The 13,142-nt window shown below is 67.6% G+C and carries 13 protein-coding genes; 9 read left to right on the top strand and 4 right to left on the bottom strand.

Features of this window, described 5'->3' with window-relative positions:
* Positions 1-2: 2 nt before the first annotated feature.
* Entirely contained in the window at positions 3-1,061 is a 1,059-nt protein-coding gene (gene dusB, locus GNX71_RS28935) for a tRNA dihydrouridine synthase DusB (protein ID WP_206175600.1), read from the bottom strand.
* Positions 1,062-1,233: 172 nt separating this feature from the next.
* Here dusB and GNX71_RS28940 point away from each other — a divergent pair, with 172 nt between their 5' ends.
* Positions 1,234-1,704, top strand: a complete 471-nt coding sequence (locus tag GNX71_RS28940) for a YqaA family protein (protein ID WP_206175601.1) — start codon at positions 1,234-1,236, stop codon at positions 1,702-1,704.
* A 7-nt stretch (positions 1,705-1,711) separates the two neighbouring features.
* On the opposite strand, the gene GNX71_RS28945 is transcribed toward GNX71_RS28940, so the two are convergent.
* Positions 1,712-2,386 (bottom strand): glutathione S-transferase, encoded by a 675-nt coding sequence (locus GNX71_RS28945; protein ID WP_206175602.1) that lies wholly within the window; start codon positions 2,384-2,386, stop codon positions 1,712-1,714.
* Positions 2,387-2,518: 132 nt separating this feature from the next.
* Between GNX71_RS28945 and GNX71_RS28950 the strand changes: the two genes are divergently transcribed.
* Positions 2,519-3,502 carry a trypsin-like peptidase domain-containing protein gene (locus GNX71_RS28950; RefSeq protein ID WP_206175603.1) on the top strand — a complete coding sequence of 328 codons (984 nt, stop codon included), beginning with the start codon at positions 2,519-2,521 and terminating at the stop codon, positions 3,500-3,502.
* A gap of 125 nt (positions 3,503-3,627) precedes the next feature.
* Here the strand turns inward: GNX71_RS28950 and ychF are convergent, their stop codons facing one another.
* Positions 3,628-4,719 carry a redox-regulated ATPase YchF gene (gene ychF / locus GNX71_RS28955; protein WP_206175604.1) on the bottom strand — a complete coding sequence of 364 codons (1,092 nt, stop codon included), beginning with the start codon at positions 4,717-4,719 and terminating at the stop codon, positions 3,628-3,630.
* A gap of 200 nt (positions 4,720-4,919) precedes the next feature.
* Between ychF and GNX71_RS28960 the strand changes: the two genes are divergently transcribed.
* The 6 genes from GNX71_RS28960 to rbsD are packed head-to-tail and all read left to right on the top strand — an operon-like array spanning position 4,920 to position 10,993.
* A complete protein-coding gene (locus GNX71_RS28960) occupies positions 4,920-5,873 on the top strand; it encodes a sugar ABC transporter substrate-binding protein (protein ID WP_206175605.1) in 954 nt (317 codons plus the stop codon).
* A 36-nt stretch (positions 5,874-5,909) separates the two neighbouring features.
* Positions 5,910-7,523, top strand: a complete 1,614-nt coding sequence (locus tag GNX71_RS28965; protein ID WP_206175606.1) for a sugar ABC transporter ATP-binding protein — start codon at positions 5,910-5,912, stop codon at positions 7,521-7,523.
* Positions 7,520-8,506 carry an ABC transporter permease gene (locus tag GNX71_RS28970; protein ID WP_206175607.1) on the top strand — a complete coding sequence of 329 codons (987 nt, stop codon included), beginning with the start codon at positions 7,520-7,522 and terminating at the stop codon, positions 8,504-8,506. Before GNX71_RS28965 ends, GNX71_RS28970 begins: the two co-directional genes overlap by 4 nt.
* 23 nt (positions 8,507-8,529) lie before the next feature.
* Entirely contained in the window at positions 8,530-9,627 is a 1,098-nt protein-coding gene (locus GNX71_RS28975) for a LacI family DNA-binding transcriptional regulator (protein ID WP_206175608.1), read from the top strand.
* Complete coding sequence (gene rbsK, locus GNX71_RS28980; RefSeq protein ID WP_206175609.1) at positions 9,624-10,598, top strand: ribokinase; 975 nt, start codon at positions 9,624-9,626, stop codon at positions 10,596-10,598. Before GNX71_RS28975 ends, rbsK begins: the two co-directional genes overlap by 4 nt.
* A complete protein-coding gene (gene rbsD / locus GNX71_RS28985; RefSeq protein WP_206175610.1) occupies positions 10,595-10,993 on the top strand; it encodes a D-ribose pyranase in 399 nt (132 codons plus the stop codon). The genes rbsK and rbsD overlap by 4 nt, the downstream gene beginning before the upstream one ends.
* 1 nt (position 10,994) lies before the next feature.
* Here the strand turns inward: rbsD and GNX71_RS28990 are convergent, their stop codons facing one another.
* Positions 10,995-11,876 (bottom strand): MOSC N-terminal beta barrel domain-containing protein, encoded by an 882-nt coding sequence (locus GNX71_RS28990; RefSeq protein ID WP_206175611.1) that lies wholly within the window; start codon positions 11,874-11,876, stop codon positions 10,995-10,997.
* Positions 11,877-12,003: 127 nt separating this feature from the next.
* On the opposite strand from GNX71_RS28990, the gene GNX71_RS28995 reads away from it, so the two are divergent.
* Positions 12,004-13,131 carry an FAD-dependent monooxygenase gene (locus GNX71_RS28995; protein ID WP_206175612.1) on the top strand — a complete coding sequence of 376 codons (1,128 nt, stop codon included), beginning with the start codon at positions 12,004-12,006 and terminating at the stop codon, positions 13,129-13,131.
* The last annotated feature ends 11 nt before the right edge of the window (positions 13,132-13,142 follow it).

Genomic DNA, 13,142 nt, shown 5'->3' on the forward strand with positions numbered 1-13,142 from the left:
TCTCAATCGACGGCGCAGGCCGTCTCCTCTTCACCGGACAGTTCTTCGGCCGCCTGGTGTGCGGGCATGCGGTCCATGCGGTCCGCAAGCCCGTCGAAATAGTCGCCGACCGCGCGCAGTTGCTCCGCGCAGTCCTCGATGGTGTTCATCCGGCCGCGGAACGCTTCGCCGTCGGGCAGCGCGCGCACATACCAGCCGATGTGCTTGCGCGCGGTGCGCACGCCGCTGAAATCGCCGTAGAGCGCGTAGTGCTCCACCAGATGATCGAGCAGCAGGCGGCGGACTTCAACCACCAGCGGCGAGGCAAGGTAAGTGCCGGTATCCAGGAAGTGCGAGATCTCGCGAAAGATCCAGGGCCGGCCCTGCGCCGCGCGGCCGATCATCACCGCGTCGGCACCGGTGGCCGCGAGCACGTCGCGCGCCTTCTCGGGCGAAGTGATGTCGCCGTTGGCCACCACCGGCACGCGCACCGCGGCCTTCACGGCCGCGATGGTGTCGTACTCGGCGTGGCCCTTGTAGCCCTGCTCGCGCGTGCGGCCGTGCACGGTGAGCATCTGTACGCCGGCCGATTCGAAATCACGCGCGAGCTTCACCGCGTTGCGGTTGTCTTCGCTCCAGCCGGTGCGCATCTTCAGCGTGACCGGCACGTTGTAGGGCTGCGCCGCATCGACCACGGCCTGCACGATTTCAAGTGCCAGCGGCTCGTCGCGCATCAGCGCCGAACCCGCCCACTTGTTGCAGACCTTCTTGGCCGGGCAGCCCATGTTGATGTCGATGATCTGCGCGCCACGCTCGATGTTGTAGACCGTGGCCTCGGCCATCATGGCCGCATCGGTGCCGGCGATCTGCACCGCAATGGGGCCAGGCTCGCCGTCGTGGTTGGCGCGGCGCGATGTCTTGAGCGTGCCCCAGAGCTCCTTGCGCGAAGTGACCATCTCGCTGACCGCATAGCCCGCGCCGAGTTCGCGGCACAGCATGCGGAAGGGCCGGTCCGTCACGCCGGCCATGGGCGCGACGAACAGGCGGTTTTCCAGCGTGTGGGTGCCGATCTGCAAGGTCATGGGAAGGAGGCGGTGCGCGTTCGGCTGCTGAAAAATGAGGCACGATTGTAGCCACCTGCGATTTCAGCGACTGAAACGATTTGCGCCTGCAGAACAGGCGTAAACACCAATGTTTCGCGGGGCCTTCTCCGACGTGGGTGCGACGTGAGCGCTGCCTATACTCCGCGACCTTATGCAAGCCTGGCTCGACTCCCTCATGGCGCTGCTGGCGCTGCCGCAGTACGGCCTCTCGACGCTGTTCGTCGCCGCCTTCGTTTCCGCCACGCTGCTGCCCGTGGGCTCCGAACCCTTTCTGTTCGGCCTGCTGAAACTCAACCCCGACATGTTCTGGCCGGCCATCGCGGTGGCCACGGTCGGCAATACGCTGGGCGGCGCGGTCGACTGGTGGATGGGCTATGGCGCGCACAAGGTCGCCGACAAATACGCACACTCGAAACACCACGTGCGCGTGCTCGGATGGCTCGAGCGGCTGGGGCCGAAGGCATGTCTCTTGAGCTGGCTGCCGCTGGTGGGCGATCCGCTGTGCGCAGTTGCAGGTTGGCTCAAGCTGCCGTTCTGGCCATGTCTTGGCTACATGGCCATCGGAAAATTTCTGCGCTACGTCACGATGACGGTCGCGCTGATCTACATCTTCCCGTCCTGACGGAACCTCAGCTCAACAAGCCGTAGGGGCCGCCGCGTTCCAGCGCACGCTTGTACGCGGGGCGCGCATGGACGCGCTCCAGGTACGCCATCAGCTTCGGCCGCTTCGCATCGAGCCCGCCGCGCGCCTGCGCGGCTTCGATCACGAAACTCATCTGGATGTCGGCGCCGCTGAACTCGTTGCCGGCGAACCACTCGCTCTTGCCGAGTTCGGACTCCATGTAGTTCAGATGGCTCGCGATGTTCGGGTTGATGAACGCCCCCTTGGTCTTGGCCGCGATGGCCTTGGCGATGGGCTTTGCGAAGAAGGGCATCTTGCTCGTCTCGATGCGGTCGAAGATCAGCTTGAGCAGAAGCGGCGACATCGCCGTGCCTTCGGCGAAATGCATCCAGTAGCGGTAGCGCAACGCCTCGGGCGTGCCGGCCGCGGGCGCAAGGCGGCCATGGCCGTAGCGCTCGATCACCGTCTCGATGATCGCGCCCGATTCCGCGAGCGTGAGGCCGTCGTCGGTCGTCACCACCGGCGACTTGCCAAGCGGGTGAATGGCTTTGAGCGAAGCGGGCGCCAACATGGTTTGCGGATCGCGCTGGTAGTGAACGATCTCGTACGGCAGTTCGAGCTCTTCGAGCAGCCAGAGCACGCGCTGCGAGCGCGAATTGTTGAGATGGTGAACGGTGAGCATGGCGGCGGACCTTGTGGAGAAATCGGGGCGCGCGCAGTCTAACCAACAGCAGCGACCACGGGGCTTTGACACCCACCGATACAGCGCCCCCGCCTACGGGGAGCCGGAGGGCCGCTTCCTACACTCGTCCGGATGAAAAACTCCCTCCGGCCCTGGAAGCCTCTCGCAGCCGGCCTTTGCCTCGGCGCCCTGGCCTGCCACGCATGGGCGCTGCAGCCCGAGGAAGTCTTTCGCAAGGCATCGCCCGCGGTCTGGACCGTCAAGGGCGACCAAGGCGCCAACAAGACCAGCGTTGGCAGCGCAGTCGCCGTGACGCCTGCGGCATTGGCCACGGCCTGCCATGTGGTGAACGGTGCGATGTCGGCCACCGTGACGCAGGGCCAGACCACCATCAAGATCAAGAGCATCCTGCGCGACCCCGATCCGTCGCGCGACCTGTGCGTGCTGATGACGGAAACACCGCTGCAGTTGCCGGCCGTGCAGATCGCGCCGGTCGAAGGCTTGCGTGTCGGCCAGCGCGTGTTCGCCATCGGCAGCCCGCAGGGACTCGAGCTCACATTGAGCGAAGGGCTGATCTCCGCCTTGCGGCCCCGGTCGCAAGGCCAGTTGCCGATCATCCAGACCTCCGCACCGGTGTCCTCGGGTTCGAGCGGCGGCGGGCTGTTCGATGAGGAGGGCCGGCTCGTCGGCGTCACCGACAGCGTGGCGCCCGGCGGCGCGAACCTCGGCTTTGCCTATCCGGCGCAGTGGGTGATGGAACTGCCGCAGCGCGTGATCGCGGAGATGACGAAGTGGCGCGAGCTGCTGAAGAACGTCGGCGTGGCGCTCAACGCCAACGGCGAGCCCGCGCCTTCAGGCCATGCCGACCTAGCCGACGAAGCAGGTCTGCCGGTCGTCGGTACCGACCCCGCGCAGATACGCGTCGCGTACCGCCAGTTTCTGCTGCAGGCACGGCCGCGCGCTTTCCTGATCACCAGCGACAACAAGTTCGGCACTGCCACCAACTCGGCGGCGCTGACCGAGCACCTCAAGGGATGCGCGGAGCGCAAGGTGGTGTGTGCGGCCTATGCGGTGGACAACACGGTGGTGTGGGGCAAGCAGCAAGCTGCGAAGTAGTCGCAGAGCCCTGGCTGAATCTTCGCGAGACACCGCGGAACCGGCTCCGCTGGGCCGCAGGTGTCGCCCCCGGTAGGGGTTTGGAGAAGCGACACGAAGTGCGCGCAGCCTGGGGGCGAGCCGATTTATGAACTGAACAGGAAGTTCATCACGTCGCCATCCTTCACGACGTATTCCTTGCCTTCCGACCGCATCTTCCCCGCGTCTTTCGCGCCTTGTTCACCCTTGAAGGCGATGTAGTCATCGAACGCGATGGTCTGGGCGCGGATGTAGCCCTTCTCGAAATCGCCGTGGATCACGCCGGCCGCCTGCGGGCCGGTGTCGCCGATGTGGATGGTCCAGGCGCGCACTTCCTTCACGCCGGCGGTGAAGTACGTCTGCAGGCCGAGGAGCTTGAAGGCCGCGCGGATCAGGCGGTTCAGGCCCGGCTCGTCCTGGCCGATTTCGGCGAGGAACATCTTCTTGTCCTCGTCGTCCATCTCGGCCAGGTCGGCTTCGATCTTGGCGCAGATCGCGACCACGGGCGCGCCCTGCTTGGCTGCGTATTCGCGCAGGCGGTCGAGGTAGGGGTTGTTCTCGAAGCCGTCTTCCGCCACGTTGCCCACGAACATCGCGGGCTTGGCGGTAATGAGCGTGAAGCTCTTGACCAGCGGCTGCTCTTCCTTCGTGAACTCGAGCGCGCGCACCGGCGTGTTCTCGTTCAGCGCGGCCTGGCAGCGTTCGAGCAGGCCGACGAGCTTCTGCGCGTCCTTGTCGCCCGAGCGCGCCACCTTGGTGTGGCGGTGCAGCGCCTTCTCGACCGTGGCGAGGTCGGCCAGGCAGAGTTCGGTCTGGATCACTTCGATGTCGGAGATCGGGTCGACCTTGCCAGCCACGTGGATCACGTTGTCGTCGTCGAAGCAGCGCACCACGTTCACCGTGGCATCCGTCTCGCGGATGTGCGCGAGGAACTTGTTGCCCAGGCCTTCGCCGGTACTGGCGCCGGCCACGAGGCCGGCGATGTCGACGAACTCGACGATGGCGGGTACCACGCGCTCGGGGCTCACGATCGCGCTCAGCTGGGCCAGGCGCGGATCGGGCACTTCCACCACGCCCACGTTGGGCTCGATGGTGCAGAACGGATAGTTTTCCGCTGCGATACCGGCCTTGGTCAACGCATTGAAAAGGGTGGATTTACCGACGTTGGGCAGGCCGACGATGCCGCATTGCAAACTCATGGGAGGTCCTCTTGGATAACCGGGGATTTTAGGCGACCATGGTTTCGTGCCCGTCCCGCAGGTCTTCGCCCCCCTCTTCCATCGCCCGAAAACTCAGGGTTAAACCCGATTAGCAAACGTTTGCGCAAACGTTTTCGTTCGGTAATATCGGGGGCCCGGCAAAGACCGGCGTACCGCTCAACCACCTCAGGAGACACCCCATGAAGTTCACCCGCCGCACCCTGCAAAGCGCCGCCGCGCTCACGCTGCTGGGCGCCATCGCCGCCACGCCCGCCTTTGCACAGGACAAGCCCAAGGTCGCGCTGGTCATGAAGTCGCTGGCCAACGAGTTCTTCCGCACCATGGAAGACGGCGCCAAGGCACACAACAAGGCCAACGCCGCCAAGTACACGCTGGTGGCCAACGGCATCAAGGACGAGACCGACACCTCCGCCCAGATCAAGATGGTCGAGCAGATGGTGGCGCAGAAGATCAATGCGCTGGTCATCGCGCCGGCCGATTCGAAGGCGCTGGTGCCCGTGATCAAGGCCGCGATCGACAAGGGCATCCTGGTGGTCAACATCGACAACCAGCTCGACGCCGCCGCGCTGAAGGAAAAGGGCATCCAGGTGCCCTTCGTCGGACCCGACAACCGCGCCGGCGCCAAGCTGGTGGGCGACGCGCTGGCCAAGGAGCTGAAGGCGGGCGACAAGGTCGGCATCATCGAAGGCGTCTCGACCACCTTCAATGCGCAGCAGCGCACCCTCGGCTACCAGGACGCCATGAAGGCCGCCAACGTGACGGTGGTGGGCGTGCAGTCGGGCCAGTGGGAAATCGACAAGGGCAACACCGTTGCCGCCGGCATGATGCGCGAGCACCCCGACCTGAAGGCGCTGCTCGCCGGCAACGACAGCATGGCGCTGGGCGCAGTGGCAGCGGTGAAGGCCGCGGGCAAGACCGGCAAGGTGCTGGTCGTGGGCTACGACAACATCGGCGCCATCAAGCCGATGCTCAAGGACGGCCGCGTGCTCGCCACCGCCGACCAGTTCGCCGCCAAGCAGGCCGTGTTCGGCATCGAGACCGCGCTCAAGGCCATCGCCGACAAGAAGAAGCAGTCGGACATGCCCGCCGAAGTGAAGACCGACGTGGTGCTCGTCACCAAAGACTCCAAGTAAATCGAGAGAGCCAAGACGTTGAACGCAGCACCCGCCATGAATTCCGGTCCGCCCGTTCCCGTGCTCTCGCTGAGTGCGCTCGGCAAGGACTACGCGGCGCCGGTGCTGGACGACGTCTCGATCGTCCTGAACGCCGGCGAAGTGCTCGCCCTCACGGGTGAGAACGGCGCCGGCAAGAGCACGCTTTCGAAAATCGTCTGCGGCCTGGTGCAGCCCACGCGCGGCCAGATGCTGCTGGACGGCGAGCCCTTCCAGCCCGGCTCGCGCCGCGATGCCGAGCGCCTGGGCGTGCGCATGGTGATGCAGGAGCTGGGGCTGGTCACCACGCTGTCGGTGGCAGAGAACCTGCTGCTCGACCGCCTGCCCAACAAGACCGGCTGGATCCGCAAGGCGAAGCTCTACGAACTGGCCGCGCGCCAGCTCGCCAAGATCGGCATGGAGAACATCGACCCGGCCACGCCCGTCGCGCGGCTGGGCATCGGCCAGCAGCAGATGGTCGAGATCGCGCGCAACCTGCAGGACGACACGCGCGTGCTGGTGCTCGACGAGCCCACCGCGATGCTCACGCCGCGCGAGACCTCGCACCTCTTCGAGCAGATCGAACTGCTGAAGGCGCGCGGCGTGGCGATCGTCTACGTGTCGCACCGCCTCGAGGAGCTGCAGCGCATCGCCGACCGCGTGGCGGTGCTGCGCGACGGCAAGCTGGTGGACGTGCGCGCCATGGCCGGCGTGCGCGAATCCGAGCTGGTGCAACGCATGGTCGGCCGCGCGGTGCACGAGCACGAAGGCCGCGAGCGCCGCGTCGCCGGATCGGTGCTGCTGAGCGCGCGTGGCCTCGGCCGGGCGCAGATGGTGCGCGATGTCGACCTCGACCTGCGCGCCGGAGAAATCATGGGCCTCGCCGGCCTCGTCGGCTCGGGCCGGACCGAACTGGTGCGCCTGCTGTTCGGCGCCGACCGCGCGGACCGCGGTGAAATTTCCCTTTACGACGCGAAGACCGGTGCAGAGCCCGTGCAGCGCGTGCGCAAGGGCTGGCGCTCGCCGATGCAGGCGATTCGCGCCGGCATCGGCCTCGTCACCGAAGACCGCAAATCACAGGGCTTGCTGCTCACGCAATCGATCCGCGTCAACGCGACGCTGAGCGACCTGGGCGCGATCTCGTACGCCGGCTGGCTGCAGCGCGCCAAGGAGCGCAACATCGCGCGGCAACTGGTGGAGCTGTTGCGCATCCGCTCGCGCAGCATCGAACAACCCGTTGCCACGCTCAGCGGCGGCAACCAGCAGAAGGTGGTGTTCGCACGCTGGCTGCACCGCGAATGCAAGGTGCTGCTGCTCGATGAACCGACGCGCGGCGTCGACGTCGGTGCGCGCGCCGACCTGTACGCCGAACTCGACCGCATGACCGACGCCGGCAAGGCCCTGCTGATGGTGTCGAGCGACTTGCGCGAGCTGATGGCCATGTGCGACCGCATCGGCGTGATGAGCGCGGGCCGGCTGGTCGCGGTGTTCGAGCGCGGCGAGTGGAGCGAACAATCGCTGCTCGCCGCCGCCTTCAGCGACGCCACCGGACGCCCCGCTGCCACGCCGGCATCTCCCTCCGCCCTCCCCGATTCGAACCCGGCCCAGCCGGCCACCGCCGAGACACCATGAACGCAGCCGCCTCGACTTCCAACCCGCGCACCTCCGCACTGAAAGGCCAGCTGGGCACCTACCTCGGCCTCACCGTCGTGCTGGTGGGCATGGTCGCGCTCTTCGGCTCGATGAGCGAATACTTCCTCACCCGCGAGACCTTCATCTCGATCGCCAACGAAATCCCCGCGCTCGCCGTGATGGCGGTGGGCATGACCTTCGTGCTGATCATCGCGGGCATCGACCTGTCGGTCGGCTCGGTGCTCGCGCTCAGCGCGGCCGTGACGGCTGCGGCCATCCTCGAATGGAAGCTCTCGGTGCCGCTCGCCGCGGTGCTCGGCTTGGCCACGGGCCTCATCTGCGGCACGGTCACGGGCGCGGTGTCGGTCGCCTGGCGGCTGCCGAGCTTCATCGTCTCGCTGGGCATGCTCGAAGCGGTGCGCGGCGGCGCCTACCTCGTCACCGATTCGCGCACGCAGTACGTTGGCGACGCGATCTCGGGGCTGGCCGCACCGTGGATCGGCGGCATCTCCGCTGCCTTCGTGCTCGCGGTGGTGCTGGTGATCGTCGGGCAGATGGTGCTCACGCGCACGGTGTTCGGCCGGCATGTGGTGGGCATCGGCACGAACGAAGAGGCGATGCGCCTCGCGGGCGTCGATCCGCGGCCGATCCGCATCATCGTGTTCGCCGTGACTGGTCTTCTTGCGGGGCTCGCGGGCCTGATGCAGTCGGCGCGCCTCGAAGCGGCCGACCCGAATGCGGGTGTCGGCATCGAGCTGCAGGTGATCGCGGCCGTGGTCATCGGCGGCACCAGCCTCATGGGCGGGCGCGGCTCGGTGGTCAACACCTTCTTCGGCGTGCTGATCATCGCGGTGCTCGAGGCCGGGCTTGCGCAGGTGGGCGCGAGCGAGCCGAGCAAACGGATCATCACGGGCGCCGTGATCGTGGTTGCGGTGATCATCGACACCTTGCGTCAGCGCCGTGCGGACCGCCGCCTGGCCTGACAAGGAACGAGGAACAACAAACCATGGCCACCATCAAGGACGTCGCGCTGCGCGCGGGAGTCTCCGTCACCACCGTCTCGCACGTGGTCAATGACACGCGCCATGTGAGCGCCAAGGGCCGTGAGCGCGTGGAGCTGGCGATTCGCGAACTCGGCTACGTGCCCAACGCGATGGCGCGCAGCCTCAAGAGCAACACCACCTCGACGCTCGGGATGCTGATCCCGAACAGCTCCAACCCCTACTTCGCCGAGATCGTGCGCATCGTGGAAGACCGCTGCTTCGGCGCCGGCTACACGCTCGTGTTATGCAACACCGACGACGAGCCCCGCCGCCAGAGCGTGTACCTGCAGGTGCTGGCCGAACGCCGCATCGACGGGCTGATCGTGGTGTCGACGGGCGATGACGATTCGCTCGTGACCCAGCTGCAGGGCCTGCGCATTCCCACGGTGCTGGTCGACCGCGAGATCGCCGACCCGAGCTGCGATCTGGTGGAAACCGCGCACATGCAGGGCGGCCTGCTCGCGGTGCGGCACCTGCTGTCGCTCGGCCACAAGCGCATCGCCTGCATCGGCGGGCCGGTGGGCCTCACGCCCAGCGAGCAGCGCATCGAAGGCTGGCGCATGGCGCTGGCCGAGGCTGGAACTACGCCGAATGCCGATGCGCTGCTGTGGCGCGGCGCGTTCACCAGCCAGAGCGGCTACGAGGCGATGCACGCCATCCTGCGCACCGAGCATCCGCCGTCGGCGGTGTTCGTGTGCAACGACCTGATGGCCATCGGCGCGCTGCGCGCCGCGCATGAAAGCGGCGTGCACGTGCCCGACGAGCTCTCGATCGTCGGCTTCGACGATATCGAACTCTCTGCCTACACCAGCCCGCCGCTCACCACCGTGGCGCAGCCCAAGGAGCGCATCGGCGCGCTGGCGGTCGACATGCTGCTGGAACGCGTCGGCGGCAAGCGGCGCGATGCGCGCAAGGTGGTGCTGCAGCCCGAGCTGCGGGTGCGCGCCTCGACCGCGCGCCATGCGAGCTTCCGCGAGGCCACCGCGCCCGCGCCTTCTTCTTCGGCGCCCGCCTCCGGCGCGGCGCCTTCAACGGAAAACCGAAAGTCCCGCACCCCGTGAGTCCGAAGCCTTCTTCCCGCAGCCCCGAACCGTCGCTGCCGCCACCGCGCATCGTGGTGCTCGGCAGCCTCAACATGGACCTGGTGCTGCGCGTCCCCCATGCACCGGCCGCGGGCGAAACCCTGCTCGGCCATTCGATCGCCAACATCCCCGGCGGCAAGGGCGCCAATCAAGCGGTGAGCTGTGCGCGCGAAGGCGGACAGGTGCGCATGATCGGCTGCGTGGGCGACGACGCCCACGGCCGTGCGCTGCGCGAATCGCTGGAGCGCGACGGCATCGACACCGCCGCGCTGCGCACGGTCGATGCCGAGCCCACGGGCACGGCGCTGATCCTGGTGGAAGACAGCGGACAGAACCGCATCGTGATGATTCCCGGCGCCAACGCGAAGGTCGAAATCGACGAGGCCGCGTTGCGCCAGCAACTGCAGGGCGCCGCCTTCCTGGTGATGCAGTTCGAGACGCCGATGGACCAGGTGGCACGCGCCACCTCGGTCGCGCATGAAGCGGGCTGCAAGGTGCTGCTCAATCCGTCGCCGGTACAGGCGATTGCCGAGCCGCTCTGGCCGCGCATCGACACGCTGGTGGTCAACGAGATCGAGGCCGAGACGCTGTGCGGCCAGTCCGCCGACAGCCCTCAGGAAGCCGCGCTGGCCGGCAAGGCGCTGCGCGCCAAGGGCATCGCGCGCGTGGTCGTCACGCTCGGTTCGCGCGGCGCGGTGGCCGTCGACGCCGACGGTGCGCGCCACCATCCCGCGCCGAAGGTGCAAGCCGTCGACACCACCGCCGCGGGCGACACCTTTCTCGGTGCGCTGGCCGTGGCGCTGGGCGAAGGCCAATCGTTCGACGAAGCCGTGCGCCTGGGCATCCGCGCCGCGGCGCTCTGCATCCAGCAGCCCGGCGCCCAACCCTCCATTCCGCAGCGCGCTGCCGTGCTGCAGAGTCCCTTGCCTCCCGACTGGATCACGCTGTGAAACGCTCTCCCCTGCTGCATGCCGAACTCTCGCAAGTGATTGCCGCGCTGGGGCATGGCGACATGGTGGTCATCGGCGATGCGGGCCTGCCGATTCCCGATGGCCCGAAGCGCATCGACCTCGCGCTCACGCCTGGCATTCCGCGCGTTGCGGACGTGCTCAAGGCCGTGCTGTCGGAGATGCAGGTGGAGCGCGCGCTGCTGGCACGCGAAGCGGTGGAGCAACTGCCCGCCGGCACGCTGCCCGCATGGTGCGAAGGCCAGCTGGCCGTGGTGCCGGAGACGATCTCGCACGAGGAGCTCAAGCGCCTGAGCGCACGGGCCAGAGCCGTGATCCGCACCGGCGAATGCACGCCCTACGCCAACATCGTGCTGTGTGCGGGCGTGACCTTCTGAGCTATTCGAACCGGTAGTTCGCGCCCACGGTCTGCCCGACCTTGAGCATGTATTCGACGCCCTGCACCACGATGCAGTTCATGCCGAAGGTGATGCCCCCATCGACGCGCGCATCCGCGCGGTAGGTGCGCAGCACATTGCCGACCTCGGGGCTGCTCACGGCGGTGGCCGGGTCGATGTCCGGGATCGGGCAGCGCGTGCAGGGCTTGACCGGCCTGAGCTCGGCCTCGCCTTCGGCCGTGGTGACATGCAGCGCATCGACGCGGTCTTCGTCATGCGACTCGATGCCGGCCAGCACGATGTTGGGCCGGAAGCGCTCGATACCGACCGCCTCGTGACCCGCCGCCGCGAGCCTTTCATTGAGCTCGGCCAGCGAGCCCTCGCTCGCCACCAGCAGCGGATAGCCGTCGGCGAACTGGTTCAGCGCCTCGACGCCGTCGGTCCACTTCAGGCTCGACAGGCGCTTGTGCTCGGGGTCGAAGCGCACCAGCCGCAGAGTCTGCGGCTTGCCGGGCTCGGAGAGGAAATCGCTGAACCACTGGGCGGCGATGTCGCCCATGTCGTAGGCGGCCACTTCGTCTTTCCACACCCGCACGCGCACCGGCTTCTCGACCCGGTCGAAGGCCAGGTGCAGGGCCAGCATGCCGGGGGCGCGCAGCACCACTTCCATGTGCTTCATCTGCGGCTTGATGAGCGCCATGCGCGGGATCTGGCGCTGGGTGACGAATTCGCCGTTGGCATCGACCACCATCCAGGCCCGGTCGAACTCCAGGCCGGTTTCGGTCAGCAGCATTTCATTCAGCTCGACACCGGCACATGACTTGACGGGGTAGACAAACAGGCGCGAGATGGTGGCTTCGAGGTCGAAAACGGGCTGCGACACGGTGGGGGTTCCTTGGATCCTTGGAAAGCGACCGCGATTGTCCCGCATCCGCGCCGCCGGGAAGCCCCTCGCCCACCGGGGGACAGGCGCAGGGCGCCGGCGAACGGGCAACTCCTACAATTGTCCGATGGCCCTCCCCCCAGAAGTTTGCATTCGCGGCGCCGGCATCGTCGGCCGTACGCTGGCCCTGCTGCTCGCTCGCGAGCGCGTGCGCGTGGCGCTCGTGGTGCCACCCACTGCGCAGGGCAAACAGGACATTCGCGCCTACGCGCTCAACACCGCCTCCCGCACTCTTCTCGAATCGCTGCGCGCCTGGCCCGATGCGGCCCATGCCACACCGGTGCGCGAGATGCTGGTGCATGGCGACGAAGGCGGCCGCGTGCAGTTCAGCGCGGCACGGCAGAAGGTCGACGCGCTGGCGTGGATCGTCGATGTACCGGCGCTCGAGCAGCAGTTGGCCGATGCGGTCCGCTTCCAGCCGCAGATCGAAGTCGTGGCCGAGCCCGTGCCCGCGCCGCTCACCGTGGTGTGCGAAGGCAAGGCCAGCGCCACGCGCGAAGCGCTCGGCGTGAGCTACGAAGTCACGCGCTATCCGCAGCACGCGGTCGCTGCGCGCCTCGAAGCCGAACAGTCGCACGACGGCATTGCGCGCCAGTGGTTCAACGACAAGGGCGAAGTGCTCGCGCTGCTGCCGCTGGGCGGCACGCACGGCAAGACGGTCGCGCTGGTGTGGTCTGTCGACCAACTGCGCGCGCCGGCACTGCTCGCACAGGGCGACGACGAATTCAACGCCGCGGTGACCGAAGCCAGCCACGGCGCGCTCGGTGCACTCAAGCTCGCGAGCGAACGCGCAGCCTGGCCGCTCGCGCGCGCCATCGCCGACCGCTGGACCGGCGCGATGCCCGGGCAGCCGAACCGGTCGTGGGCACTCGCGGGCGATGCCGCCCACACGGTGCATCCGCTCGCGGGCCAGGGCCTGAACCTCGGCCTGGCCGATGCGGCCGCGCTCGCCGAGGTGATCAAGACACGCGACTACTGGCGCAGCGTGGGCGACGCGCGCCTCCTGCGCCGCTACGAACGCGCCCGCCGCGCCGATGTGCTGCAGATGAGCCTGGCGACCGACGGCCTGCAACAACTTTTCTCGCACAACCTGGGCCCGCTGCCTGCGTTGCGCAACTGGGGCATGCGCGGTTTCGACCGCACGCGCCTCGTCAAGCACTGGATCACTGCGCAGGCCATGGGCCTGAAGGCATGACGCCCTAATTC

This window comes from Variovorax sp. RKNM96 (assembly GCF_017161115.1).
Classification (GTDB): domain Bacteria; phylum Pseudomonadota; class Gammaproteobacteria; order Burkholderiales; family Burkholderiaceae_C; genus Variovorax.